At 70.2% G+C, this 24,746-nt stretch carries 22 protein-coding genes; 20 read left to right on the top strand and 2 right to left on the bottom strand.

All coding sequences use genetic code 11. The features are described from left to right. The first annotated feature begins 188 nt into the window (after window positions 1–188). Genes AC1RLW_RS05035 through bioD form a run of 3 tightly spaced genes read left to right on the top strand, consistent with a single transcriptional unit; the run spans window position 189 to window position 3,587 of the window. Window positions 189–1,616: an adenosylmethionine--8-amino-7-oxononanoate transaminase gene (locus AC1RLW_RS05035; RefSeq protein ID WP_493192387.1), complete on the top strand. Its 1,428-nt coding sequence runs from the start codon at window positions 189–191 to the stop codon at window positions 1,614–1,616. Further along, entirely contained in the window at window positions 1,600–2,832 is a 1,233-nt protein-coding gene (gene bioF, locus AC1RLW_RS05030; protein WP_493192386.1) for an 8-amino-7-oxononanoate synthase, read from the top strand. The genes AC1RLW_RS05035 and bioF overlap by 17 nt, the downstream gene beginning before the upstream one ends. Continuing rightward, window positions 2,829–3,587: a dethiobiotin synthase gene (gene bioD / locus AC1RLW_RS05025; RefSeq protein WP_493192385.1), complete on the top strand. Its 759-nt coding sequence runs from the start codon at window positions 2,829–2,831 to the stop codon at window positions 3,585–3,587. The genes bioF and bioD overlap by 4 nt, the downstream gene beginning before the upstream one ends. Here bioD and AC1RLW_RS05020 read toward each other — a convergent pair. Then, window positions 3,570–4,622, bottom strand: coding sequence for an aldo/keto reductase (locus AC1RLW_RS05020; RefSeq protein ID WP_493192384.1), 1,053 nt, complete (start codon window positions 4,620–4,622; stop codon window positions 3,570–3,572). The two genes, bioD and AC1RLW_RS05020, sit on opposite strands and share 18 nt — an antisense overlap. A 236-nt stretch (window positions 4,623–4,858) precedes the next feature. Between AC1RLW_RS05020 and AC1RLW_RS05015 the strand changes: the two genes are divergently transcribed. Together AC1RLW_RS05015 and AC1RLW_RS05010 are read left to right on the top strand one after the other, a co-directional pair. After that, a complete protein-coding gene (locus tag AC1RLW_RS05015) occupies window positions 4,859–5,842 on the top strand; it encodes an AraC family transcriptional regulator (RefSeq protein WP_062482185.1) in 984 nt (327 codons plus the stop codon). Window positions 5,843–6,000: 158 nt separating this feature from the next. Then, complete coding sequence (locus tag AC1RLW_RS05010) at window positions 6,001–7,230, top strand: SAM-dependent methyltransferase (RefSeq protein WP_307638263.1); 1,230 nt, start codon at window positions 6,001–6,003, stop codon at window positions 7,228–7,230. Between the two features lie 21 nt (window positions 7,231–7,251). Here the strand turns inward: AC1RLW_RS05010 and AC1RLW_RS05005 are convergent, their stop codons facing one another. After that, the gene (locus tag AC1RLW_RS05005) at window positions 7,252–7,458 is read right to left on the bottom strand and encodes a dodecin (RefSeq protein ID WP_062482179.1); all 207 of its coding nucleotides are present in this window, start codon (window positions 7,456–7,458) and stop codon (window positions 7,252–7,254) included. Between the two features lie 176 nt (window positions 7,459–7,634). Here AC1RLW_RS05005 and AC1RLW_RS05000 point away from each other — a divergent pair, with 176 nt between their 5' ends. The 15 genes from AC1RLW_RS05000 (at window position 7,635) to AC1RLW_RS04930 (ending at window position 24,745) form a co-directional block, all read left to right on the top strand. Beyond that, window positions 7,635–7,835 carry a hypothetical protein gene (locus AC1RLW_RS05000; protein WP_062482175.1) on the top strand — a complete coding sequence of 67 codons (201 nt, stop codon included), beginning with the start codon at window positions 7,635–7,637 and terminating at the stop codon, window positions 7,833–7,835. Between the two features lie 115 nt (window positions 7,836–7,950). Beyond that, window positions 7,951–8,958 (top strand): LLM class flavin-dependent oxidoreductase, encoded by a 1,008-nt coding sequence (locus AC1RLW_RS04995; RefSeq protein ID WP_493192383.1) that lies wholly within the window; start codon window positions 7,951–7,953, stop codon window positions 8,956–8,958. A 35-nt stretch (window positions 8,959–8,993) separates the two neighbouring features. Continuing rightward, window positions 8,994–10,334, top strand: coding sequence for an LLM class flavin-dependent oxidoreductase (locus AC1RLW_RS04990; RefSeq protein WP_493192382.1), 1,341 nt, complete (start codon window positions 8,994–8,996; stop codon window positions 10,332–10,334). Continuing rightward, window positions 10,334–11,554 carry a M20 aminoacylase family protein gene (locus tag AC1RLW_RS04985; RefSeq protein WP_493192381.1) on the top strand — a complete coding sequence of 407 codons (1,221 nt, stop codon included), beginning with the start codon at window positions 10,334–10,336 and terminating at the stop codon, window positions 11,552–11,554. The genes AC1RLW_RS04990 and AC1RLW_RS04985 overlap by 1 nt, the downstream gene beginning before the upstream one ends. Next, window positions 11,551–12,087 carry a GNAT family N-acetyltransferase gene (locus AC1RLW_RS04980; RefSeq protein ID WP_493192380.1) on the top strand — a complete coding sequence of 179 codons (537 nt, stop codon included), beginning with the start codon at window positions 11,551–11,553 and terminating at the stop codon, window positions 12,085–12,087. Before AC1RLW_RS04985 ends, AC1RLW_RS04980 begins: the two co-directional genes overlap by 4 nt. Further along, window positions 12,084–13,910, top strand: a complete 1,827-nt coding sequence (locus AC1RLW_RS04975; RefSeq protein WP_493192379.1) for an amino acid ABC transporter permease/ATP-binding protein — start codon at window positions 12,084–12,086, stop codon at window positions 13,908–13,910. The genes AC1RLW_RS04980 and AC1RLW_RS04975 overlap by 4 nt, the downstream gene beginning before the upstream one ends. Before the next feature lie 40 nt (window positions 13,911–13,950). Next, on the top strand, window positions 13,951–14,874 hold the full coding sequence (locus AC1RLW_RS04970) for an ABC transporter substrate-binding protein (RefSeq protein ID WP_159271873.1): 924 nt from the start codon (window positions 13,951–13,953) through the stop codon (window positions 14,872–14,874). Window positions 14,875–14,886: 12 nt separating this feature from the next. Next, on the top strand, window positions 14,887–15,813 hold the full coding sequence (locus tag AC1RLW_RS04965; protein WP_493192378.1) for an ABC transporter substrate-binding protein: 927 nt from the start codon (window positions 14,887–14,889) through the stop codon (window positions 15,811–15,813). A 19-nt stretch (window positions 15,814–15,832) separates the two neighbouring features. Next, window positions 15,833–16,876: an LLM class flavin-dependent oxidoreductase gene (locus AC1RLW_RS04960; protein ID WP_307638257.1), complete on the top strand. Its 1,044-nt coding sequence runs from the start codon at window positions 15,833–15,835 to the stop codon at window positions 16,874–16,876. Window positions 16,877–16,995: 119 nt separating this feature from the next. After that, a complete protein-coding gene (locus tag AC1RLW_RS04955) occupies window positions 16,996–17,946 on the top strand; it encodes a sulfurtransferase (RefSeq protein ID WP_062472823.1) in 951 nt (316 codons plus the stop codon). 128 nt (window positions 17,947–18,074) lie between these two features. After that, entirely contained in the window at window positions 18,075–19,286 is a 1,212-nt protein-coding gene (locus AC1RLW_RS04950) for a YeeE/YedE thiosulfate transporter family protein (protein ID WP_493192377.1), read from the top strand. 164 nt (window positions 19,287–19,450) lie between these two features. Continuing rightward, window positions 19,451–21,040: an ABC transporter substrate-binding protein gene (locus AC1RLW_RS04945; protein WP_493192376.1), complete on the top strand. Its 1,590-nt coding sequence runs from the start codon at window positions 19,451–19,453 to the stop codon at window positions 21,038–21,040. Window positions 21,041–21,061: 21 nt separating this feature from the next. Beyond that, window positions 21,062–22,027, top strand: a complete 966-nt coding sequence (locus AC1RLW_RS04940; protein WP_493192375.1) for an ABC transporter permease — start codon at window positions 21,062–21,064, stop codon at window positions 22,025–22,027. Window positions 22,028–22,046: 19 nt separating this feature from the next. Then, on the top strand, window positions 22,047–22,988 hold the full coding sequence (locus tag AC1RLW_RS04935) for an ABC transporter permease (RefSeq protein ID WP_493192374.1): 942 nt from the start codon (window positions 22,047–22,049) through the stop codon (window positions 22,986–22,988). Continuing rightward, window positions 22,985–24,745 carry a dipeptide ABC transporter ATP-binding protein gene (locus tag AC1RLW_RS04930; RefSeq protein WP_493192373.1) on the top strand — a complete coding sequence of 587 codons (1,761 nt, stop codon included), beginning with the start codon at window positions 22,985–22,987 and terminating at the stop codon, window positions 24,743–24,745. The genes AC1RLW_RS04935 and AC1RLW_RS04930 overlap by 4 nt, the downstream gene beginning before the upstream one ends. The last annotated feature ends 1 nt before the right edge of the window (window position 24,746 follow it).

Below are 24,746 nucleotides of genomic sequence, written 5' to 3'. Positions count from 1 at the left end.
TGCATCGGCCCCGTGCCGACGCGGCCCTGCAGGAAGTCGCCAGCTTGCGCGACGTTGCCCTGAACGCACGTGCTACGCCGCCCAACCTCGGTCATTCCACCTTCTTTTTGCACGCGTTCCGGGCGTTTGCCGGGGCGCGTTCGCGTCGATACGATCCGCCGCCTTGCCCTCCAGAAAGGAACGCGCGGGTGCCTCCCTCGAACGTTTTCTCCCCCACGACCGCGCCAGCCGCCGCAGGTGCCGATGCAGCCAATGCCAACGTCGACTGGCAACAGCGCAGCCGCCGCCATGTCTGGCACCCCTGCACCCAGAGCATCCGCCTCGACGTGGCGCCGCCGCTGCCCATCGCGCGCGGCGAGGGCGTCTGGCTGACCGACCACGAAGGCCGGCGCTACCTCGACGCCACCAGCTCGTGGTGGGTCAACCTGTTCGGCCACGCGCACCCGGCGATCAACGCCGCGCTCAAGGCGCAGCTGGACACGCTGCCGCACGTGATGCTCGCCGGCTGCACGCACGCGCCGGCGGTCGAACTGGCCGAGCGGCTGGCGGCGCTCACGGGCGATGCGCTGGGCCATTGCTTCTATGCCTCCGACGGCGCTTCGGCCGTGGAGATCGCGCTCAAGATGAGCTTCCACGCCTGGCGCAACGCAGGCCGCGCCGGGAAGCGCCGCTTCGTGGCGCTGCGCGGCGGCTACCACGGCGAGACGCTGGGCGCGCTGCACGTCACCGACGTGCCCGTGTTCCGCGATGCCTATGCGCCGCTGCTCGCCAGCGCGCACCTCGTGGCCTCGCCCGACGCGCGCGCCGCCCGGCCCGGCGAAGACGCCGCCGCCGTGGCGAACCGCGCCGCCGACGAGCTCGAGGCGCTCCTTGCCGCGCAGCACGACAGCATCGCCGCCGTCATCGTCGAGCCGCTGGTGCAGTGCGCCACCGGCATGGCGATGCACGATCCGGCCTACCTGCGCCGCGTGCGCGCGCTGTGCGACTGCTTCGGCGTGCACCTGATCGCCGACGAGATCGCGGTCGGCTGCGGGCGCACCGGCACCTTCTTCGCCTGCGAGCAGGCCGGCATCTGGCCCGACTTCCTGTGCCTGTCGAAGGGCATCAGCGGTGGTTACCTGCCGCTGGCGCTGGTGATGACGCGCGAGGCCATCTACCAGGGCTTCGTCGACGACGATGCCGCGCGCAGCTTCTTGCATTCGCATTCCTACACCGGCAACGCGCTGGCCTGCCGCGCGGCGCTCGCCACGCTCGATCTGTTCGAGCAGGAAGACGCGCTGAACCGCAACCAGGACCGCGCCGCGCGCCTGCTGGCGCGGCTGCGCGAGGGGCTCGCCGGCCAGCCGATCGACCACCTGCGCCAGCGCGGAATGATCACTGCCTTCGACGTGCGCGAGCCCGGCGCGCGCTTCGCCGAGCGCTTCCATCTCGCGGCGCGCGATCACGGCCTGCTGATGCGGCCCATCGGCGCGACCGTGTACCTGATGCCGCCGTACGCCATCGCCGACGACGAGATCGACCAGCTCGTGGACGGCACGCTCGCGACGCTCAAAGCCGTCACCACCGCATCCGGCGCCGTCGCCGAAGAAGGAGCCCGCGATGCTGCGCTTGCTTGAACGCCTGCAGGACGAGATCACCGCGCTCGACGCGCGCTCGCTGCGCCGCCGCCGGCAGATCGCCGAGACCGCCTGCGCGCCCGAGCAGATCCTCACGCTGGCCGGCGCCGCTGCGCCGCGCAGCATGCTCGGCTTCAGCAGCAACGACTACCTGGGCCTGGCCGCGCACCCCGCGCTGGCCGAGGCGCTGGCCGAAGGCGCGGCGCGCTACGGCACGGGCAGCGGCGGCTCGCACCTGATCCTGGGCCACTCGCGCGCCCATGCGCAGCTCGAGGAGCGGCTGGGCGAATGGATGGCGCCGCACATTCCCGATGCGCGCAGCTTGTTCTTCTGCACCGGCTACATGGCCAACCTGGCGGTGCTGTCGGCGCTGGGCGACGGCGAGGCGGTGATCTTCTCGGAGACGCTGAACCACGCCTCGCTGATCGACGGCGCACGGCTGGCCCGCGCCCGCGTGGAACGCTACCCGCACTGCGACCTGCAGGCGCTCGACGCGCAGCTCGCCGCGTGCGACGCGCCGGTCAAGATCATCGTGAGCGACGCCGTCTTCAGCATGGACGGCCACATCGCCCCGGTCGCGGGGCTGCTGGCGCTGGCCGAGCAGCACGACGCCTGGCTGGTGATCGACGACGCGCACGGCTTCGGCGTGCTCGGCGCCACCGGGCGCGGCGCGCTGCAGGCGCTGGCGCTGCGCTCCGAGCGGCTGGTGCTGATCGGCACGCTGGGCAAGGCGGCCGGCGTGTCGGGCGCCTTCGTGGCGGCGCACCGCACGGTGATCGACTTTCTGGTGCAGCGCGCGCGGCCCTACATCTTCACGACGGCCGCGCCGCCGGCGGTGGCGCATGCGCTGCTCACCAGCCTGGCGCTCATCGAGGGCGAGGAGGGCATGCGCCGCCGTGCGCAGCTGCGCGCCCGCATCACCCAGCTGCGCAACGGCCTCAAGCAGGTGCTGCCGGCCGACGGCAGCGCCTGGCTGGCCGATTCGCCGACCGCGATCCAGCCGCTCATCGTGGGCGACAACGCGCGCGCCATGCAGACCATGGAGCGGCTCGACGCGCACGGCCTGCGCGTGGGCGCGATCCGTCCGCCCACGGTGCCTGCCGGCACCGCGCGGCTGCGCATCGCGCTGTCGGCCAGCCACACCGAAGCCGACGTGGCGCGACTCATCGGCGCGCTGGGCGAGGCCCTGGCCGAACCGTGGCCGGAGGCCGCATGACGACGGCGGCAGCAGCGACACAGCGCCGCTGGTTCGTCACCGGCACCGACACCGGCGTGGGCAAGACGCTGGTCAGCAGCGCCATGCTCGCGCTGCTGGCCGCCTCGGGCCTGCGCGCGGTCGGCATGAAGCCAGTGGCGGCGGGGCTCGATGCCATCGACGGCGAATGGCGCAACGAAGACGTCGAGCGCCTGCAGGCGGCCGGCAACGTCGACGCGCCGCTGGCCTGGCGCTGTCCTTACGTGTTGAAAGCGCCGATGTCGCCGCACCTGGCGGCGCGGGAAGAGGGCGTGCAGGTCGCGCTGCCCGTGCTGCTCGATGCCTTCGAGCGGCTGTCGGCGCAGGCCGATGCGGTGGTGGTGGAAGGCGTGGGCGGCTTCTGCGTGCCGCTGGGCGACGACCTGGACACCGCCGACCTCGCGGTGGCGCTGGGCCTGCCCGTGATCCTCGTGGTCGGGCTGCGGCTGGGGTGCCTGAACCATGCGCTGCTCACCGCCGAGGCGATCCGCGCGCGCGGGCTGGTGCTGGCCGGCTGGGTCGCGAGCGTGGTCGAGCCGCAGATGCTCTCGCCCGAAGGCAACCTGCAGACGCTGCGCGCCCGGCTCGGTGCGCCGCTGCTGGGCGTGGTGCCGCACCTGGCAGAGCCCGGGGCCGCGCAGGCCGCCGAACACCTCGACCTGCGCGCGTTGCGTGCCAGCGCGGCCCATGCCGCGCGTCGCACCGAGGCCCCGCTCGTGTCAGCCGCGACGGCCTGAATCGGCCAGCCGCTGGGCGCGCACGCCGCCCTGGCGCGCCAGCATCCAGCCCGGGTACTCGGGCGCCAGCGCACTGGCCTTGTCGATCGCCGCAAGTTCGTCGGCCGTGAGCCGCACCTCGGTGGCGGCGATGTTGTCGTCCAGCTGGTCGATGCGCTTGGCGCCGACGATCACGCTGGTCACCACCGGCTGGTGCAGCAGCCAGGCCAGGGCGATCTGCGCCACCGACACGCCGCGCGGCTCGGCGAACTGGCGCATGAGGTCGATGCAGTCGTAGGCGCGCTCCACGTTCACCGGCGGAAAGTCGAAGCTCGCGCGGCGGCTGCCTTGCGCGGTGGCGGTGTGGCGGTCGACCTTGCCACTGAGCAGGCCGCCGGCCAGCGGGCTCCAGACCATCAGGCCGAGCTGTTCGCTGCGCAGCATCGGCACCAGCTCGCGTTCCAGGTCGCGCCCGGCCACGGTGTAGTAGGCCTGCAGCGACTCGAAGCGCGCCAGCCGGTCGCGCTCGGCGATGCCCAGCGCCTTGGCGATCTGCCACGCGGCCCAGTTCGACACGCCCACGTAGCGCACGTGGCCCTGGCGCACGAGGTCGTCGAGCGCGCGCACCGTTTCCTCGATGGGCGTGATCGGGTCGATGCCGTGGATCTGGTACAGGTCGATGTGGTCCAGCTGCAGCCGCTTCAGGCTGGCCTTCACGCCGTCCATGATGTGGTAGCGCGAGGCGCCGGCCGAGTTCACGCCCTTGCTGCCGGTTTCGCCGAGCACCTTGGTGGCGATCACCACGCGGTCGCGCGGCACCTTCAGGTTCTTCAGCGCCTGGCCGGTGATGGTTTCGGACAGGCCTTCGGAGTACACGTCGGCCGTGTCGATGAAGTTGATGCCGGCGTCGAGCGAGCGGCCGATGAGGCCTTCGGCCTCGCCTTGCTGCAGCTGGCCGATGTGGTCCCAGATGCCCGGCGCGCCGCCGAAGGTCATCGTGCCGAGGCAGAGTTCGGAAACCAGGAGGCCGGTGCGGCCGAATTGGCGGTATTGCATCGAAAGTTGTCCTTTGCGGGTGGAGGGGCCGTCCGGCCTGACGGGTGGCCGGCGGTTGCGAAAAAGTATCCCGCCGGCGCGCCCCGGCGGGCGAGCGCGTTTCTGCAAAGTCTTTGCCTATTTCTCCAGACCTCGTGCGCAGGCCGTGCGAAGGAGAGGATGCGACGCTAAGCTGCGGGCAGCCCAATCCTCCATGGCCGCCACCGCGGCCGCTCTCCTTTGTCAGAGGCCTACCCATGTCTGATGAAACCCCCGACACCGCCACCGTCCTCGCCATGCCGATGCCGCTGGAACCCGAACTCGATGCCGCCCGCGAAGAGCTGGTGCAGCTCATCCGCCACATCACGCGCGGGCAGGACGGCACGGTCGAATGCGCCGTGCCCGGCCTGCAGGTGCACTGCATCAGCAAGCCCGACGGCCCCAAGCACGGCTTCGCGACGCCGGCGCTGGGCCTCATTGCGCAGGGCTCCAAACGGATCATCGTGGGCGACGACATCTACGTGTACGACCCCATGAACTACCTCGTCACCTCGGTCGACCTGCCGGTGTGCGGCCAGGTGTGCGTGACCAGCGAGAACGAGCCCTACCTGGGCGTGCGGCTGGAGCTGGCGCTCGACGAGATCGGCGACCTCATCGGCGACGAGAAGCTGCCGGCCAAGGCCAACGCGCCGGCCTCGCGCGGCATGTACGTCAACCGCATCGCCATGCCGGTGCTGGAGCCCGTGCTGCGCCTGCTGCGGCTGCTCGACACGCCCGAAGACATTCCGATCATGGCGCCGCTCATCAAGCGCGAGATCATGTACCGGCTGCTGGTGAACGGCGAGGGCGCGCGGCTGCGCCAGATCGCGCTGCACGACAGCCACACGCAGCGCATCGCGAAAGCCATCAGCGCGCTGCGCACCAACTACGCGCAGTCGCTGCGCGTGGAAGACATGGCGCGCGCGGTGCACATGAGCGTGTCGTCGTTCCACCACCACTTCAAGGCCGTGACGGCGATGAGCCCGTTGCAGTACCAGAAGCAGCTGCGCCTGCAGGAGGCGCGCCGCCAGATGCTGATTGCCGGTACCGACGTGGCCAGCGCCGCGCACAACGTGGGCTACGAAAGCCCCTCGCAGTTCGCGCGCGAGTACGGCCGCATGTTCGGCGCGCCGCCGCTGCGCGACAAGCGCCGCTGGCTCGGCGAGGCCGGCAACGACGCGACCTCGATGGAAGCCGCGTAGGCCCGGGCCCCGCGCGAGGGGGCTTTCAACATAGCACCTGCCGCGATTTCTTGCGTCGTCGTGGAAATGCAGGTTTCGCCAAATCTCGCTATCGTTTTGTTCGCTGCAGCACCCGTCCGCCCGTGGAGGCGGGACTACTCAACAACTCGGAGAGATGCATGCTTTGGGAAAAGAAGCTGGCGCAGTGGAGCGCCGCGGTCCGCGCACGGGCCAACCTGCCCGCGCGGCTCACCCTGTGGGACGGCCAGTCCTACGACTTCGGTGACTTCAGCGGGCCGGCGGTCACGCTGCACGTGAAATCGCCCGCGGCGCTGTCGCTGATGCTGCAGCCCACGCTCGACAACCTGGGCGAGGCCTACGTCAAGAGCAAGATCGACATCGAAGGCAAGCTCAGCGACGTGATCGACATCGCCTACGGCCTGGCGAAGACCTCGCTCGACAAGCCCGGCGGCGCGCTGCAGAGCATGGCGCGCTACTTCGCGCACACCAAGTCGTCGGACAAGAAATCCATCGAGTACCACTACGACGTGTCGAACGCGTTCTACCAACTGTGGCTCGACGCGAACATGGTCTATTCGTGCGCCTACTTCGAGAACGGCGACGAAGACCTGGCCACCGCGCAGCTGAAGAAAATAGACCACATCCTCACCAAGATCGAACTCCAGCCGGGGCAGACGCTGCTCGACATCGGCTGCGGCTGGGGCGCGCTGGTGATCCGCGCGGCGCAGAAGTTCGGTGCGCGCTGCGTCGGCGTCACGCTGTCGCAGAACCAGTTCGACCTCGCGACCGAACGCGTGAAGGCCGCAGGCCTCGCAGACCGCATCGAGATCCGCCTGCAGGACTACCGCGACGTGACCGGCCAGTTCGACCGCATCACCAGCGTCGGCATGTTCGAGCACGTGGGCCGCAAGAACCTGCCCGAGTACTTCAAGCGCGTGCAGCAGCTGCTGGCCGACGACGGCATCGTCATGAACCACGGCATCACCTCGTCCGACCCCGAGGGCGGCGGTGTGTCGTACGGTGGCGGCGACTTCATCGACCGCTACGTGTTCCCCAACGGCGAGCTGCCGCACATCAGCCTCGCGCTGCAGGCCATGCAGCAGGGCGGGCTCGAAGCCTTCGACGTGGAGAACCTGCGCCGGCACTACGCGCAGACGCTGCGCCACTGGAGCGACGCCTACGAGGCCCATGCCGACGAGGCGCGCGCGCTGGTCGACGAAGAGAAGTTCCGCATCTGGCGCATCTACCTCGCGGGCTGCGCCTATGCCTTCGAGAACGACGACGTGGCGATCTACCAGATCGTGGGGCGCAAGGCGGGCAGGGCGGCAAGCACGCTGCCATGGTCGCGCCGCTACATCTACGACGGCACGTCAGCGCTGCGCGCCTGACCCGTCAAGGCCGCGTTGCGGCTACTCGAGCGTGAAGCCGATCTTCACCGTCACCTGCCAGTGCGCGACCTTGCCGTCGACCACGTGGCCGCGCGTCTCGGTGACGGTGAACCACTGGATGTTGCGCACCGTCTCGTGCGCCTTCGCGATGGCGGTCTGCACCGCGTCCTCGATGCTGGTCTTGGACGAGCCCGTCAGCTCGAGCGACTTGTAGACATGGTTCGACATGGCGGCTGCTCCTTGGGTGGTTGCGTGCCCATCGTAGCCAGTGCACGGGGGGCGGGGCAACTCCTTTGAGCGCGCGGATGCGATGCAAACCGCATCAGGACATTCGCAATCCGTCGTTGGCAACGGCGGGTGCGCTTCGCAGAATCGGCGGCATCGAACCAGGGAAACCGCCCGCCATGCCACTGCACACCGTCGCCTCTTCATCCCCGGCCGCACAGGCCCGCCACGTCCTCGCGCTGACCGCCATCGCCTGGTGCATCGCGCCGGCGTCGCCGCATGAAGTGGCACGCCGCGCACCGCATGGCCATGTGCCACTGCGCGTGCGCAGGCGGCTGCACGCCACGGCCGTGGCGGCGCTCCTGCCCTATGCCTGGTGAGCCGCGCGACCCCGCAGATTCCAGATATCGATAGAGGAATTCAGCGCAAACGGCCCGTGCGATGGCTCGCAGAATTTGAAGCACACCCGCTTCCACTGCGCCATCGCCGAACACCGTGTCCTACTCGCTCTCCCTGCTCGACAAGAGCCTGATCCCCGAAGGTGCCGACGCCGCGCAGGCGTTCCAGCACACCATCGCGCTGGCCCGGCGCGCCGAACGGCTCGGCTATCGCCGCTACTGGCTGGCCGAGCACCACGGCAACCGCACCTACGCCGGTTCGGCGCCCGAGGTGCTGGCCTCGCACCTGCTGGCGAAGACCTCGCGCATCCGCATCGGCACCGGCGGCGTCATGCTCCAGCACTACAGCCCGTTCAAGGTGGCGGAGACCTTCAAGGTGCTGGCCTCGCTGGCGCCGGGCCGTGTCGACCTGGGCATTGGCAAGGCACCGGGCGGCCTGCCGCTGACCAGCAAGGCGCTGCAATCGCTGCACGACCCGGCGAAGGCGAAGGCCCTCGATTTCGAAGCGCGCCTGCGCGAGCTCGACGCCTTCCTGCACGACGGCGTGCCCGCCGACCATGCGCTGGCCGGCGCCGTGGCCACGCCGTTTCCGCCGGTGGCGCCGCAGCGCGTGCTGCTGGGCGGCAGCCCCGAGAGCGCGCTGCTCGCGGCGCGGCTGGGCTGGCAGTTCGTCTACGCGGGCCACTTCAACGGCGACCCCGTGAACATCGAGCAATCGATCGACGCCTACCGTGGCGCGACCGGCCGCGCGCCGCTGCTCGCGCTGTTCGCCTTCGCCGCGGAAACGCACGACGAGGCCGCCGAGCGCGTGGGCGCGCTGCGCAGCTTCCGCGTGACCTTGCCCACGGGCCAGAGCGTGAACCTGCCCAGCCTCGAAGCCGCCGCCGAGTTCGCGCGGCAGGCCGGCGCCAGCGACTACCGCACCGAGGAGCGGCGCCCGCACGTCATCGCCGGCACCGCCGACGAGGTGCGCGACGCGCTCGAGGCCCTCAGCGCACGCCACGGCATCGAGGAGTTCGTGATCGACATCCCGGTGGCGGACTTCGGCGCGCGCGCCACGGCGGTCGAGCTGCTGGCGCAGGCCCGCGAGCCCGCACTGGCCTGAGTTTTTTTGTTTTTCCCATCACAAGAACGATCGTCATGAGCAACATCCAGTTCGGCGTCATGCTGCAAGGGGCCGGCAGCCACATGAATGCGTGGAAGCACCCGGGCGGACCGGCCGATGCCAGCGTCAACCTCGACTTCTTCATCCGCAACGCGCAGAAGGCCGAGGCCGCGGGCATCGCCTTCGCGTTCGTGGCCGACGGGCTCTACATCAACGAGAAGTCGATCCCGCACTTCCTCAACCGCTTCGAGCCGATCTCGATCCTGTCGGCGCTGGCCGCCGTCACCTCGAAGATCGGCCTGGCGGGCACCATCTCCAGCTCGTACAGCGACCCGTTCACGGTGGCGCGGCAGTTCGCCTCGCTGGACCTCATCAGCGGCGGGCGCGCGGGCTGGAACGTGGTGACCACGCCGCTGGAAGGCAGCGCGAAGAACTACAGCCGCGCGCATCCCGAGCACGCGCTGCGCTACGAGATTGCCGACGAGTACCTGGCCGTGACGCAGGGCCTGTGGGACAGCTGGGACGACGACGCCTTCGTGCGCGACCGCGAGAGCGGCCGCTTCTTCGACCGCGACAAGCTGCACACGCTGGACCACAAGGGCCGCTTCTTCCAGGTGGCGGGGCCGTTGAACATCCAGCGCTCGCCGCAGGGGCAGCCGGTGATCTTCCAGGCCGGCTCGTCGGACGCGGGCATCGGCCTGGCGGGCAAGTACGCCGACGCGGTGTTCACCCATTCGCCCTCGCTGGAAGACACGCGCGCCTTCCTCAAGCAGGTGAAGGCCAGCGCCGTGGCGCAGGGGCGGCAGGCCGGCGACGTGAAGATCTTCCCGGGCATCGGCCCGGTGGTGGCGGCCACGGAAGCCGAGGCCGAGGCCAAGTACCTCGCCATCCGCGCATTGCTGACGGTCGAAGAGGCACTGGCCTACCTGGGTCGCTTCTTCGACCACCACGACTTCAGCCAGTACCCGCTGGATGCGCCGTTCCCCGAGCTGGGCGAGATCGGCCGCAACAGCTTCCGTTCGACCACCGACCGCATCAAGGCGAATGCCAAGGCCAAGGGCCAGACGCTGCGCGAGGTGGCGCTCGAAGTCGCCACGCCGCGCACGCAGTTCGTGGGCACGGGCGAGCGCATCGCCGACGAGATCATCCGCTGGGTGGACGAGGGCGCGGCCGACGGCTTCATCCTCGGCTTCCCGGTGCTGGGGCAGGGCCTCAATGACTTCATCGAGTTCGTGATTCCGGCGCTGGAGGCGCGCGGCCGCTACCAGCGCACGCTGCCCGGCCAGACCCTGCGCGACCACCTGGGCCTGCCGCGCAAGGCGAGCCGCCATGCCGCGCCGCAGGGCGGCGCCACCGCCGAGCGCAAGGCCGCCTGATGGGCGCCGCGCTGCCTCGACCGGCCCTCAAGGACATCCACCGCGTCGAATCGACCATTGCCGGCTACGGCGACGAATTCATTGCGCTGCGGCGCGACATCCACCAGCACCCCGAGCTGTCGTTCAAGGAGCACCGTACCTCGAAGCTCGTGGCCGAGCGGCTCGCGGCCTGGGGCTACGAGGTTACGACCGGCCTGGCCGGCACCGGCGTGGTGGGCACGCTGCGGCGCGGGCCGGGGCGCAGCCTCGGCATCCGCGCCGACATGGACGCGCTGCCGATCCACGAGGCCACGGGCTTGCCGTACGCGAGCGAGAACGCGGGCGTGATGCATGCCTGCGGCCACGACGGCCACACGGCGATCCTGCTCGCGGCGGCGCGCTTCCTGGCCGAGGCGGGCAGCTTTCGCGGCACGCTGCACCTGATCTTCCAGCCCGCCGAAGAGCTCGGCGCGGGCGCCAAGAAGATGATCGACGAGGGCCTGTTCACACGCTTCCCGTGCGACGCCATCTTCGGCCTGCACAACTGGCCCGGCGTGGGCGCGGGGCACGTGGGCTGCGTCACCGGGCCCGCGATGGCGGCCATCGACCAGGCCCACATCACGGTGCGTGGCAAGGGCGGCCACGGCGCGCAGCCGCACGAGACGGTCGACCCCGTGGTCGCGAGCGCGCACCTGATCGCGGCGCTGCAGACCGTGGTGTCGCGCAACGTCGATCCGCTGGACATGGGCGTGATCACGGTGGGCTCCATCCACGGCGGCGAGGCCTCCAACGTGATTCCGAACACGGTCGAGCTCAAGCTCACGGCACGTTCGTTCAAGCCCGAGGTGCGCGCGCTGCTGGCACAGCGCATTCCCGCCCTGGCGCGGGCGCAGGCCGAGAGCTTCGGCGCGCAGGCCGAGGTGGACTACCGACCGGGCTTTCCGCCGGTGGTCAACCACGCGGAAGAAACAGCCTTCGCACGCGCCGTGGCACTCGACACCTTCGGCGCGCAGCGGGTCGACCCGGCCTTCCGCCCACGCACCGCCAGCGAAGACTTCGCCTACATGCTGCAGGCGCGCCCCGGCAGCTACGTGTTCTTCGGCAACGGCGAAAGCGCCTCGCTGCACAGCCCGCGCTACGACTTCAACGACGCGATCCTCGCGCCCGCGGCCGTGTACTGGGCCCGGCTGGCCGAGCGCTTTCTTTCCGCCGACGGCGACACCCAGGAAACCACCCCATGAGCGAACAGTTTCTCTACACCACGCCGCTGGACCCGCTGGCCCGGCCGTTGATCGAAGGCCTTACCTTCGAGTACGACAGCCGCTACGACGACGTGCTGCGCGAACCCGGTGCGCCGCGCGAGATCGACCGCTACCCGCCCGAGGTGTTCGCGCCGCCGCACGGCAACTTCGTGCTGCTGCTGCGCGACGGCGTGGCGATCGGCGGCGGTGCCTTCATGCGCCACGACGAGCGCACCGCCGAGCTCAAGCGCGTGTGGACGCATGGCGCGCTGCGCCGCCAGGGCCTGGCCAGCCGCGTGCTGGCCGAGCTGGAGGCGCAGGTGCTGCGCCAGGGCTACGAGCGCATCTACCTCACGACGGGCTTTCGCCAGCCCGAGGCCGTGGGCCTGTACCGCAGCCATGGCTACACGGCGCTGTTCACGGACGACGCCGATCCCGAGACGCCGCGCAAGCTGCCGTTCGAGAAGCACCTGGCGCAGTGGGCCGCGCAAGGCCGTGCCGGGGCGGCACTGAGCGAGGCGGTGTCGCGATGAACACGACCACCATCCTCGATGTCGGCCCGGAGCCGCGCACCCCCACAGCACCCGCACGACCAATCGGCCGCAGCGACGCGACACCGCCCGCCAAGGGCGACTACTCGCACTTTCGCATCGTGCCCGCGACCTACCCGGCGCGCACCGTCGGCACCGTCTTCGCGGTGGCGGTGATCGGCCTCGTGCTGCATTCGGTGCTCACCAATCCGCGCTGGGGCTGGCCGGTGTTCGCGCAGTGGTTCTTCTCGGAGCCGGTGCTGGCCGGGCTGGGCCGCACGCTGCTGCTCACGGCGCTGGGCGCGGTGCTGGGCTTCTTCTTCGGCACCGGGCTGGCGCTGGCGCGGGTGTCGCGCTCGCCGCTCTTGGCGCGGCTGGCCTGGGTGTTCACCTGGCTCTTTCGCTCGGTGCCGGTGATCGTGCTGCTCTTGATCATCAACAACCTGGGCTACCTGTACGAGACCGTGTCGCTGGGCGTGCCGTTCACCGACCTGACGTTCTTCTCGTACCCGACCACGCAGCTCATCAGCCCCTTCGTGGCGGCGTTGCTGGGCCTCACGCTGAACCAGGCGGCCTTCGCCTCGGAGATCGTGCGCGGGGGCATCCTGTCGGTGGACCAGGGGCAGCTCGAGGCAGCCGCCGCGCTGGGCCTTTCGCGCCGGCGCCAGGCTTCGCGCATCGTGCTGCCGCAGGCCATGCGCAGCATCCTGCCGACGGCCTTCAACGACATCATCGGGCTGGCCAAGGGCACCTCGAACCTCTACATCCTGGCGCTGCCCGAGCTGTTCTACACGATCCAGATCATCTACCGGCGCAACCTGGAAGTGATTCCGCTGCTCATGGTGGCGACCGTGTGGTACCTCGTGATCCTCACGGTGCTGTCGGTGGCACAGCACTACATCGAGCGGCATTTCTCGCGCGGGGCGCTGCGCCACGCGCCGCGCTCGTGGCTGGGCGGCGTGGTGCACGGGCTGTGGGCGCGGGGCAGGGCGCCGGCCGCGGTGCCCGTGTCGGCACCGGCGCCGGCGCCCGCGCAGGTGCCGCGCTGGAACGGCTCGCGCGCGCCCGGCGGCGAGGTGACGATCCACGGCGTGTCCAAGCGCTTCGGCGCGCTGCAGGTGCTCGACGACGTGACCTTCACCGCGCCGCGCGGCAGCGTCACCGTGATCCTCGGGCCCTCGGGCTCGGGCAAGTCGACGCTGCTGCGCACCATCAACCACCTGGAGCGCGTGGACGACGGCTTCATTGCCATCGACGGCGAGCTCATCGGCTACCGGCGCGACGCCGACACGCTGTACGAGCTGCACGAGAAGGACATCCTCACGCGCCGCGTCGACGTGGGCATGGTGTTCCAGAACTTCAATCTGTTCCCGCACCTCACGGTGCTGGAGAACATCGTCGAGGCGCCGCAGTCGGTGCGCGGCCTGCCGCGCGCCGAGGCCGAGGCGCTGGCCACCGACCTGCTGGCCCGCGTCGGCCTGGCCGACCGCAAGGACGCGTACCCGCGCCAGCTCTCGGGCGGCCAGCAGCAGCGCGTGGCGATCGCGCGCGCACTGGCGCTCAAGCCCAAGGTGCTGCTGTTCGACGAGCCCACCTCGGCGCTCGACCCCGAACTGGTGGGCGAGGTGCTCGCGGTGATCGAGGAGCTCGCGAGCTCCGGCACCACGCTGGTCATCGTGACGCACGAGATCGGCTTTGCCCGCGAGGTGGCCGACACCGTGGTCTTCATGGAGCAGGGCCGCATCCTCGAGACCGGCACGCCCGAACAGGTGTTCAACGCGCCGAGGCACCCGCGCACAGCCGAGTTCCTGGCCAAGGTGCTCTGAGATTTTTTCCTTTCCCCCATTTCTCAAACTGACCGATTTCATGACCCATCGACGCCTTCTCCTGTCCGTTCTCCTGGCGGCCTTGCTGCCGATCGCCGCCACGGCCCAGACCGCCCCGGCGCCCGACCTGAGCCCCGAGCAGCCCGGTCGCCCGCGCGCGCAGAAGATCGACGAGGCCGTGCGGCTCGCGAAGGACTTCAAGTTCCTCAAGGAAGGCGTGCTCGTCGTGGGCACCACCACCGGCCGGTTGCCGTTCGCGGCCTACGCCACCGACACGAAGACGCCCGTGGGCAACGCGCCCGACATCGCGCAGCTCGTGGCCGACAGCCTGGGGCGCAAGCTGGAGCTGGTGTCCACCGCCTGGGCCGACTGGCCGCTGGGCCTGCAGTCGGGCAAGTTCGACGTGGTGGTGTCCAACGTGACCGTCACCGAGGAGCGCAAGGAGAAGTTCGACTTCTCGACCTACCGCAACGACCAGCTGGGCATCTACGTGAAGTCGGACAGCAAGCTCGGCGCCATCAAGGAGCCGAAGGACATCGCGGGCCTGAAGCTCATCGTGACGGCCAGCACGAACCAGGAGCAGATCCTGCTGCGCTGGAACAAGCAGAACCTCGCCGCCGGCCTCAAGCCCATCGAGATCCAGTACTACGACGACGATGTGGTGCAGCGCCTGGCCATCCAGTCGGGCCGCGCCGACGCGTACGTGGGCCCCAACGCCATCGCGGCCTACGAGGCGCGCGACGGCAAGACCCGGCTCGCGGGCCTGGTGTCGGGCGGCTGGCCGCTCAACGCCGAGATCGCCGTCACCTCGCGCAAGGGCTCGGGCATTGCCGAAGCCGTGACGCTGGCGCTGAACACGCAGATCAAAAACGGCAACTACGGCAAGGCCCTGTCGCGCTGGAACCTGGCGTCCGAGGCCATCGAGGTGGCGCGCACCAACCCGCCCGGTCTGCCGAAGAACTGAGGGGAGGGGACCATGTCGCTCAAGAAAAAACTGGGGGCGCTGGCCGCCCTCGGGCTGATGGCGTTCGCGCCGGCGCAGGCCGCCGACGCCTTCGACTTCAGCCCCGAGCAGAAGGGCCGCCTGCACACCGGCAAGGACGCCGAGGCCGTCAACGCCATTCCGCCGAGCTTCAAGTTCGTGAAGGAGGGCGTGCTGACCATCGCCATCGCGCCGTTCGCGCCGCCGATCTCCACCTATGCCACCGACGCGAAGACGGTGGTGGGCTTCGACCCCGACTTTGCCCATCTCATCGCCGAGGCGCTGGGCCTGAAGCTGGAACTGCGGCCCGTCGCCTGGGCCGACTGGCCGCTGGGCCTGAGCTCGGGCAAGTACGACGCCGTGATCTCCAATGTGGGCGTGACTGAGCAGCGCAAGGAGAAGTTCGACTTCTCGACCTACCGGCTCGGCCTGCACGGCTTCTACGTGCGCACCGACAGCGCCATCCAGTCGATCAAGGAGCCGAAGGACGTGGCGGGCCTGAAGCTCACGACCGGCGCGGGAACCAACCAGGAACGCATCCTGCTCGAATGGGACCGGCAGAACGTGGCCGCGGGCCTGAAGCCGGTGTCGATCCAGTATTACGACGACGATGTGACGCGCTGGCTGGCAGTGACGACGAAACGCGTCGACGCCAACTTCAACCCCAACGCACCGCAGGCCTACGAGGCCGCGAAGAACGGGCAGCTGCGGCTCGCGGGCACGGTCAACGCGGGCTGGCCGCTGAAGTCGGACGTGGCCGTGGCCACGCGCAAGGGCAGCGGCCTGGCGGTGGCGCTGAGCACCGCGGCCAACAACCTGATCCGCAACGGCACCTACGCCAAGGCGCTCGCGCGCTGGCGTCTGGCGGAAGAGGCGCTGCCGAAATCGGAGGTCAACCCGCCGGGGTTGCCGAAGTTCTGACCCCGCGAGCGACACGACCATGACCATCCACCACATCGGTTTCCTCACGCCCGGCAACTACGACGAGGCCGACCCGCACGCCGGCCTCGAGGCCGCGCTGCGGCTCTTTGAATTCGGCGAGCGGCGCGGCTTCGACAGCGCCTGGGTGCGCCAGCGCCACCTGGAGCGTGCCGTGTCGTCGGCGCCGACCTTCCTGGCCGCCGCCACGCAGCGCACGCGCCGCATCGAACTCGGCGCGGCCGTGATCCAGATGGGCTACGAGAACCCGTTCCGGCTCGCCGAAGACCTGGCCACCGTCGACGTGCTCTCGCGCGGGCGCCTGCAGGTGGGCCTGAGCGCGGGCGCGCCGCCGCACGGTGCCTTGCTGGGCGGGCGCTTTCAGGACGCACCGCCGGCCACGGTCGACTTCACGCACAAGCGCGTGGCGCGGCTGCGCGCCAACCTCGAAGACGTGCTGCTGGGCGACGAAGACACGGTGGTCGAATCGGCCGGCGGGCGCGTGCGTCCGCGCGTGCAGCCCTATGCACCCGGGCTGGTCGGGCGGCTCTGGTACGGCGGCGGGTCGCTGCGCTCGGCCGAATGGGCGGGGCGCAACGGCTTTCACTTGCTGCTGGGCAACGTGCTCACGGGCGAGACCACCGACGATTTCCTCGAGGCGCAGACCGGCCTCGTCGAACGCTACCGCGCCAGCGAAGTGCCGGGCGCGCGACGTGGACGGATCGCGCTGGGCCGCGTGATCGTGCCGCTGGACGGCGCCGATGCCGCCACGCGGCGGCGCTACCGCGCCTTCGCCGCGGGCCGCGTCGAGCGCACCCTGTCGCCGCAGGGCGAGCGCCGCACGCTGTTCGCCGGCGACCTCGTGGGCAGCGCCGACGAGATCCTGGAGCGCCTGCACCGCGACCCGGTGCTGCCGCTGGTGAGCGAGCTGCGCGTGGAGCTGCCCTACAACTTCGACAGCGAGGCCTACGAGCAGATCCTGGACGACCTGGCGGTGCGCATCGCGCCCGAACTGGGCTGGCGCGTGCGCGCCGAGCTGCCACATCAAGAGGCCGCACTCGCCTGAGCCTCAGACGCTTTGCGCATGCGCTTATCGCAAACGCTTCGTTGGTGATCGCGCGCTGCCTGCCTAGAGTTCGCTCTGATCTGTTTCTGATGTCTTCCATTCAACACAAGGAGTCCCGCATGTCGATCTTCAGCAGATGGTGGCGCGCCGCGTCCCTCGCCACGCTGACCTTCCTGGCCACCGCACCGTCGGCCTTCGCGCAGGCCTCGGCCGACGGCAGCGGTCCGCTGGTCTCCACCGACTGGCTCGAGAAGAACCTGCGCAACCCGAAGCTGCGCGTGATCGAGGTCAGCGTGAACCCGGGCCTGTACGAGCGCGGCCACATTCCGGGCGCGGTGAATTTCTCGTGGCACAACGACCTCAACGACCGCGTGCGCCGCGACATCGTGAGCCAGGCGGAGTTCGAGAAGCTGCTGTCGGCGGCCGGTGTCGACAAGGACACCACCGTCATCCTCTACGGCGACACCAACAACTGGTTCGCCGCCTGGGGCGCCTGGGTGTTCGACCAGTACGGCGTGCAGAACGTGAAGCTGCTCGACGGCGGGCGCAAGAAGTGGGAGGCCGAGAACCGCGTGCTCGACAACCGCGCGCCCGAGCATGTCGCCACGCGCTTCAAGGTGACGCAGCCCAACCCGCAGCTGCGCGCGCGGCTGGCCGACGTGCTGGCCGTGGCCGAGGGCCGCTCCGACGCGAAGCTGGTCGACATCCGCTCGGCCGACGAGTACAGCGGCAAGATCTTCGCGCCGGCCGGCGCCGCCGAACTGGCGGTGCGCGCGGGCCACGTGCCCGGCGCGGCCAACGTGCCCTGGGGCCGCGCGGTGAACGAAGACGGCACCTTCAAGTCGGCCGCCGAGCTGAAGGCGATCTACGCGGCCGTCGGCATCGACGGCAGCAAGCCGGCCATCACCTACTGCCGCATCGGCGAGCGCTCGAGCCACACCTGGTTCGCGCTGCACAAGATCCTGGGCTACAAGAACGTGCGCAACTACGACGGCTCGTGGACCGAGTACGGCAACGCCGTCGGCGTGCCGGTCAACAACCCGGCCGGCACGGTGTGGGCGTCCAAATGAATGAGTTGAGGTGAGATGAGTTCGAGGTGAGTCGGCGTTGGAGGGACCTCGCGGCCTCTCTGATGAGCGACATTGGGCGAGCCCTCGGGCTCGCTTTTTTTTGGACCCAAAAAAAGAGGGACCGGGGCATGTCCGCTTCGTCAATCACCGTGGCGCCTGCGCCGCTTTCGCGCACGGGCCTGGCCGCTGCTGTCGTGGTGTTGCTGTTGATCGCCGCCGGCGTGCACCTGCTGGGCGAGCGCAGCGGTGGCCGTGCGCTGGCCTTCGCGCTCGGGCTGGGCGCGGTGCTCGGCGTGGTGCTGCAGCGCTCGCGTTTCTGCTTCTACTGCCATGCGCGCGACTACTTCGAGGGCGGCGACGCACGCGGCCTGCTGGCCATCGTGGCCGCGCTGGCGGTCGGCACCGTGGGCATGCACGTCGTCATGACCGGCTGGCTGCCCGTGCCGCAGCCCGGGCGATTGCCGCCCGATGCGCACATCGGGCCGGTCAGCGGCGCCCTGGTGCTCGCGGGGCTGGCCTTCGGCGCGGGCATGGTGGTGTCGGGCTCGTGCATCAGCGCGCACTGGTACCGGCTGGGCGAGGGTTCGCCGACCGCACCCTTTGCGCTGCTCGGTGCTGTCGCAGGGTTCTTGTTGGGATTCACGAGCTGGAACTGGCTCTACAGCGCCACCATCGCCACCGCGCCCGTCGTGTGGCTGCCGCATCACCTGGGCTATGCGGGCTCGGCCGCGCTGCAACTGGCGGTGCTCGCGGCGCTCGCCGCCTGTCTCTGGCGGAAGCTGCCGGCGGGCGAGGCGGCGTCGTCTACGCCGCGCCGCTTCATCGACGCCGCGCGTCGCCTGCTGCACGGGCGCTGGCCGTATGCGTGGGGTGGGCTCGCAGTCGGCGCCATCGCCGTGGTCGTGGTGCTGCGGCTGCGTCCGCTGGGCGTGACCGCCGCGCTGGGCAGCGCCGCGCGCGACCTCGGCAACGCGCACGGCCTGCTGCCGCAACGCCTTGACGGGCTCGACGGTTTCGGCGGCTGCGTCACGGCGGTGGTCGAAAGCCTCTGGCAGACGCCCAACGCGTTGCTGGTCGGCGGCCTCGTGGCGGGTGCACTGGCCGCGGCGCTGGCGAGCGGGCAGTTCAAGCCCGCGTGGCCAACCGTGGGGCAGGTGATGCGCGGCCTCGGCGGCGGCCTGCTGCTAGGGTGGGGCGCGATGACCGGGCTGGGCTGCACGGTGGGCAACCTGCTGTCGGGCACGATGGCCGGCGCGCTGTCGGGCTGGGTGTTCGGCGCGAGCGTGCTGCTGGCGGTGTGGGGTGGATTGCGATTGAAGCGGCTGGCGGCGAGGGCGTGACCGCCATTCATCGCCGCGCGGCAGACACCGCATTTCCATATGCGGAGTCCTTCTTTCGGGACCGCGCGGCGCAGGGCACAGTCCCTCACGCACAGGCACAGGACGCCGCCGCCCCGCGCGGCCGTCCGCCTGTCTTCTCTTCCAAAGAACACCCGAGGGATTCCATGCTCCGACCACTCCTGACCGCGGCCCTGCTGGCCGCCGGCCTGCTGCAGGCGCCTGTTGCCGCCGCCGAAACCGTGCGCTGGGCGCGCAGCGCCGACCCCGCCACACTCGACCCGCATGCGGTCAACACCGGCACCAACTTCGGGCTGCTGCACCAGATCTACGAACCGCTGATCCTGCGCGGCGCCGACAGCAAGTTGCAGCCCGCGCTGGCCACCTCGTGGAAGCTCACGGCCGACCCGACGGTGTGGGAGTTCAAGCTGCGCCCCGGCGTCAAGTTCCATGACGGCGCGCTGCTCACGGCCGACGACGTGGTGTTCTCGCTGCAGCGCGCGCAGGCGCCGAGCTCGGCGCTCAAGTCGCTGCTGTCGTCGGTGGCCGAAGTGAAGAAGGTGGATGCGCTCACGGTGCAGGTCAAGACCAAGGGCCCGAACCTGATCTTCCCGAACAACCTCACGAACCTCTTCATCCTCAACGAGGCCTGGGCCAAGGCGAACAAGGCCGAGCAGTCGCAGGACGTGGCCAGCAAGACCGAGAACTTCGCCACCCGCAACGAGAACGGCACCGGCCCCTACGTGCTGGCCTCGCGCGAGGTCGATGCGCGCACGGTGCTCAAGCAGTTTCCGCAGTACTGGGGCCGCGGCCAGTTTCCGCTGGATGTGACCGAGCTGGTCTACGTGCCGATCAAGTCGCCCGCCACGCGCGTGGCCGCGCTGCTGTCGGGCGAGGTCGATTTCGTGCAGGACCTGCCGGCGCAGGACGTGGGCCGGCTCAAGGCCGACAAGCGCCTGCGCGTGACCGAAGGGCCCGAGAACCGCTCGATCTTCCTGGGCCTGAACGTGGGCGCGAAGGAGCTCAAGTACGCCGACGTGAAGGGCAGGAACCCGCTGGCCGACCCGAAGGTGCGCGAGGCCATCGGCCTGGCGATCGACCGCGACGCGATCAAGACGGCGGTGATGCGCGGCCTGTCGAACCCCTCGGGCATCATCGCGCCGCCTTTCGTGCATGGCTACGAGAAGGGCTTTGCAGCCTACCCGAAGGCCAATGCCGCGCAGGCGAAGAAGCTGCTGGCCGAGGCCGGCTACCCGAACGGCTTTGCGATCACGCTGCACACGCCGAACGACCGCTACGTGAACGACGAGGCCATCAGCACGGCGGTGTCGGGCTTCCTCGGGCGCATCGGCATCAAGACCACGGTGGCGGCGCGCCCGATCGCGCTGCACAGCACGGCCATCAACTCGGCCGACACCGACTTCTACCTGTTCGGCTGGGGCGTGCCGACCTACGACTCGGCCTACATCTTCGATTACCTGGTGCACACGCGCGGCAAGGACGGCCGCGGCCCGACCAACGCCACCGGCTACAGCAACGCCGAGGTCGACGCGCAGATCGCGTCGCTGGCCGCCGAGAGCGACAAGGCCAAGCGCGACGCCACCATCAAAAGCATCTGGCAGACCGTGCAGAAGGAGCGCATCTACATCGCGCTGCACGACCAGGTGCTCAACTTCGCGTCGGCCCCGAAGCTGGACATTCCGGTCAGCCCCGACGGCAGTGTGTTCTTCAAGAACGTGAAGGTGGCGAAACCCTAAGCACACACACGCACGCACACCATGTGGGTTCATCTCTTGCGCCGGCTCGGCCAGTCCGTGCTGGTGCTGCTGGCGGTGTCGTTCGTGTCCTTCCTGGTGTTCCGCCACATCGGCGATCCGACCATCAGCCTGCTCGGCGAAGACGCCACGATCGAAGAACGCGCCGCGCTGACGGCCGAACTGGGTTTCGACCGCCCGGTGCCGGTGCAGTACTTGCGCTACGTCGGCCACGCGCTGCAGGGCGACCTGGGCGTGTCGTACCGGCTCAAGCGACCGGTGGTCGAACTCATCGCCGAGCGGTTGCCGGCCACGCTGGAGCTGGCGCTGGTGGCGGCCGTGCTGGCGGTGGCGGGCGGCGTGGCGCTGGGCGTGTACACCGCGATCCGACGCGACAGCGTGGCCAGCCGCGCGGTCATGGCGGTGTCGCTGGTCGGCGTGTCGCTGCCCACCTTCCTGATCGGCATCGGGCTCATCTACCTGTTCGCGGTCGAGTTGCGCTGGTTGCCGTCGTTCGGGCGCGGCGACACGGTGCAGCTCGGCGGCTGGAGCACCGGGCTGCTCACGGCCTCGGGCTGGGCCTCGCTGCTGATGCCCGCGCTGACGCTGGGCCTGTACAAGCTGACGCTGATCATGCGGCTGGTGCGCGCCGAGATGCTGGAGGTGCTGCGCGCCGACTACATCCGCTTCGGCCGCGCGCGCGGGCTGCGCGAGCGCGACCTGAACTACGGCCATGCGCTGCGCAACACGCTGGTCCCGGTCATCACCATCACCGGGCTGCAGATCGGCTCGCTGGTGGCCTTTGCCATCGTCACCGAGACGGTGTTCCAGTGGCCCGGCGTGGGCCTGCTGTTCATCACCTCGATCCAGGGGGTGGACGTGCCGGTGGTGGCGGCCTACCTGCTGCTGATCGCGCTGCTGTACGTGGCGATCAATTTCATCGTCGACCTGCTGTACGTGCTGGTCGATCCGCGCCTGCGACGCGCCTGACTCCTTCTTTCTTTTCCGAATGACGCTTCCTTCTCCGACCGGCGCCCCCGCGCCGCGCCGCTGGCGCAACGCCGAGTCGTCCGTGCTGCGCGCCTTTGCACGCTCGCGCACCGTGCAACTGGCCGCCTTCGTGTTGCTGCTGGTTGCCCTGGCCTCGCTGTTCGCGCCGTGGATCGCGCGGCAAGACCCCTTCGATCCGGCCGTGCTCGACCTGATCGACGCCTTCACGCCGCCGGGGCAGCAGGGCGCCTCGGGCGCTTTCTACCCGCTGGGCGCCGACGACCAGGGGCGCGACGTGTTCTCGGCCATCCTCTACGGGCTGCGCATGTCGCTGCTCGTGGGCGTGAGCGCGGTCGGGTTGTCGCTGGTCATCGGCGTGCCGCTCGGGCTGGCGGCCGGCTATGCGGGCGGCTGGTTCGACACGCTGGTGATGCGCGTGGCCGACGTGCAGCTGACCTTTCCGGTGCTGCTGGTGGCGCTCTTGATCTTCGGCATTGCGCGCGGCCTGCTGCCCGAGGGCTACCGCGACGACATGGCGGTGTACGTGATCGTGGCGGCCATCGGGCTGTCGGAATGGGTGCAGTACGCGCGCACGGTGCGCGGCGCGGTGATGCTCGAGAAGCACAAGGACTACGTGGCCGCCGCGCAGATCATCGGCCGCTCGCGCACCGGCATCCTGGTGCGGCACATCCTGCCGAACCTGCTGGCGCCGGTGCTGGTGATTGCCACCATCAGCTTCGCGCTGGCCATCGTGGCGGAGTCGACCCTGTCGTACCTGGGCGTGGGGCTGCCGCCCACGCAGCCGTCGCTGGGCACGCTGATCCGCATCGGGCAGGGCTTCCTGTTCTCGGGCGAGTGGTGGATCCTGCTGTTTCCCGCGCTGGTGCTGCTGGCGCTGGCGCTGTCGGTCAACCTGGCGGGCGACTGGCTGCGCGACGCCCTGAACCCGAGGTTGCAATGAGCGCGCGCGACCCCTCGCCATCGCCCCGCGGCGAAACGCCCGTGCTGCGCGTGCGCGGGCTGGACGTGGCCTTCGACACGCACCGGGGCACGGTGCAGGTGCTCGATGGCGTCTCGTTCGAGATCGCACCGGGCGAAATCCTGGGCGTGGTCGGCGAGTCGGGCGCGGGCAAGTCGATGGTCGGCGCGGCCGTCATCGGCCTGGTGCCGCCGCCGGGGCGCATCGCGGGCGGCACGGTCGAGCTGCACGGCGAGCGCATCGACACGCTGCGCGGCGAGGACATGCGCCGCGTGCGCGGGCGCCGCATCGGCAGCGTGTTCCAGGACCCGCTGACCAGCCTGAACCCGGTCTACCCGATCGGTAGGCACCTCATCGAAACCATCCGCACGCACCTGCCCGTGAGCGAGCAGGAGGCGCGCAGGCGCGCGCTGGCATTGCTGGCCGACGTGGAGATTCCCGACCCCGAAAGCCGCATCGACCAGTACCCGCACCAGTTCTCGGGCGGCATGCGCCAGCGCGTGGCGATTGCGCTCGCGCTGTGCGCCGAGCCGCAGCTGCTGATTGCCGACGAGCCCACCACCGCGCTCGACGTGTCGGTGCAGGCGCAGGTGATCCGCGTGTTCCGGCGCGTCTGCCGCGAGCGAGGCACGGCGGCGATGCTCATCACGCACGACATGGGCGTGATCGCCGAGGCGGCCGACCGCGTGATGGTGATGTACCAGGGCCGCGTGCTGGAGACCGGTCCGGTGCGCCAGGTGCTCGACCACCCGCGCGAGCCGTACACGCGCGCGCTGATGGCCGCGATTCCTTCGGTGCACGACAGGCTGCATCGGCTGCCGGTGCCGGAGATCGGCGCGGACATTGCCGTGGCTGCCGCGCTGCCGCCCGCGCAGGCCGAGACCGTGGCGCCGCCGGCCGACAGCCCGCCGCTGATCCGCGTGCAGGGCCTGTCGCGCGAGTTCGATCTGTCGGCGGGTTGGCTCGTGCGCACGCTCGCGCGCCAGCCGAAGAAGGTGCTGCATGCGGTCGACGGCGTGAGCTTCGACATCGCGCGCGGCCGCACCTTCGGGCTGGTCGGCGAGTCAGGCTCGGGCAAGTCGACCGTGGCGCGCATGATCGCCGGCCTCACGCGGCCCACGGCCGGCACGGTGCATTTCGACGGCATCGACCGCTGGGGCGACGCCGCGCAGACGGCCGCGCTGCGCCGGCGCTTCCAGATGATCTTCCAGGACCCGCATGCCAGCCTCAACCCGCGCTGGCGCGTGGACCGGCTCATCGCCGAGCCGGTCGAGGTGCTGGGCCTGGCCGCCAGCGCCGACGAAACCGCCGAGCGCGTGGCCCAGGCGCTGCGCCGCGTGCGCATGTCGCCCGACGACGGGCAGCGCTACCCGCACCAGTTCTCGGGCGGCCAGCGCCAGCGCATCGCCATCGCGCGAGCCCTGGCCAGCCAGCCGGAGTTCATCGTCTGCGACGAGCCGACCTCGTCGCTCGACGTGTCGGTGCAGGCCCAGGTGCTGAACCTCATGCGCGACCTGCAGGACGAGTTCGGCCTGACCTACCTGCTGATCAGCCACAACCTCGCCGTGATCCGCCACATGTGCGACGACGTGGGCGTGATGCAGCGCGGGCGGCTGGTGGAGCAGGGCAGCGCGGCCGAGGTGCTCGATGCGCCGAAGCATGCGTACACGCGGGCGTTGATGGCGGCGGTGCCGGACATGCGGCACGCACCGGCCGCGGCCGTGCTCGCCACGGCATGAA

Source organism: Variovorax sp. GW822-FHT04A09, from assembly GCF_058801005.1.
The sequence above is the reverse complement of the archived record's forward strand: the minus strand, read 5'-3'. Positions and strand labels throughout refer to the sequence as shown.

Coding starts and splice junctions, on each gene's coding strand:
- AC1RLW_RS05000 (WP_062482175.1), top strand. CDS start 7,635: ATGCCACTGCACACCGTCGCCTCTTCATCCCCGGCCGCACAGGCCCGC.
- AC1RLW_RS05010 (WP_307638263.1), top strand. CDS start 6,001: ATGCTTTGGGAAAAGAAGCTGGCGCAGTGGAGCGCCGCGGTCCGCGCA.
- AC1RLW_RS05005 (WP_062482179.1), bottom strand. CDS start 7,458: ATGTCGAACCATGTCTACAAGTCGCTCGAGCTGACGGGCTCGTCCAAG.
- AC1RLW_RS04970 (WP_159271873.1), top strand. CDS start 13,951: ATGACCCATCGACGCCTTCTCCTGTCCGTTCTCCTGGCGGCCTTGCTG.
- AC1RLW_RS04950 (WP_493192377.1), top strand. CDS start 18,075: ATGTCCGCTTCGTCAATCACCGTGGCGCCTGCGCCGCTTTCGCGCACG.
- AC1RLW_RS05020 (WP_493192384.1), bottom strand. CDS start 4,622: ATGCAATACCGCCAATTCGGCCGCACCGGCCTCCTGGTTTCCGAACTC.
- AC1RLW_RS04975 (WP_493192379.1), top strand. CDS start 12,084: ATGAACACGACCACCATCCTCGATGTCGGCCCGGAGCCGCGCACCCCC.
- AC1RLW_RS04940 (WP_493192375.1), top strand. CDS start 21,062: ATGTGGGTTCATCTCTTGCGCCGGCTCGGCCAGTCCGTGCTGGTGCTG.
- AC1RLW_RS04965 (WP_493192378.1), top strand. CDS start 14,887: ATGTCGCTCAAGAAAAAACTGGGGGCGCTGGCCGCCCTCGGGCTGATG.
- AC1RLW_RS04955 (WP_062472823.1), top strand. CDS start 16,996: ATGTCGATCTTCAGCAGATGGTGGCGCGCCGCGTCCCTCGCCACGCTG.
- AC1RLW_RS05015 (WP_062482185.1), top strand. CDS start 4,859: ATGTCTGATGAAACCCCCGACACCGCCACCGTCCTCGCCATGCCGATG.
- bioD (WP_493192385.1), top strand. CDS start 2,829: ATGACGACGGCGGCAGCAGCGACACAGCGCCGCTGGTTCGTCACCGGC.
- AC1RLW_RS04930 (WP_493192373.1), top strand. CDS start 22,985: ATGAGCGCGCGCGACCCCTCGCCATCGCCCCGCGGCGAAACGCCCGTG.
- AC1RLW_RS04985 (WP_493192381.1), top strand. CDS start 10,334: ATGGGCGCCGCGCTGCCTCGACCGGCCCTCAAGGACATCCACCGCGTC.
- AC1RLW_RS04980 (WP_493192380.1), top strand. CDS start 11,551: ATGAGCGAACAGTTTCTCTACACCACGCCGCTGGACCCGCTGGCCCGG.
- AC1RLW_RS04990 (WP_493192382.1), top strand. CDS start 8,994: ATGAGCAACATCCAGTTCGGCGTCATGCTGCAAGGGGCCGGCAGCCAC.
- AC1RLW_RS04935 (WP_493192374.1), top strand. CDS start 22,047: ATGACGCTTCCTTCTCCGACCGGCGCCCCCGCGCCGCGCCGCTGGCGC.
- AC1RLW_RS04945 (WP_493192376.1), top strand. CDS start 19,451: ATGCTCCGACCACTCCTGACCGCGGCCCTGCTGGCCGCCGGCCTGCTG.
- bioF (WP_493192386.1), top strand. CDS start 1,600: ATGCTGCGCTTGCTTGAACGCCTGCAGGACGAGATCACCGCGCTCGAC.
- AC1RLW_RS04960 (WP_307638257.1), top strand. CDS start 15,833: ATGACCATCCACCACATCGGTTTCCTCACGCCCGGCAACTACGACGAG.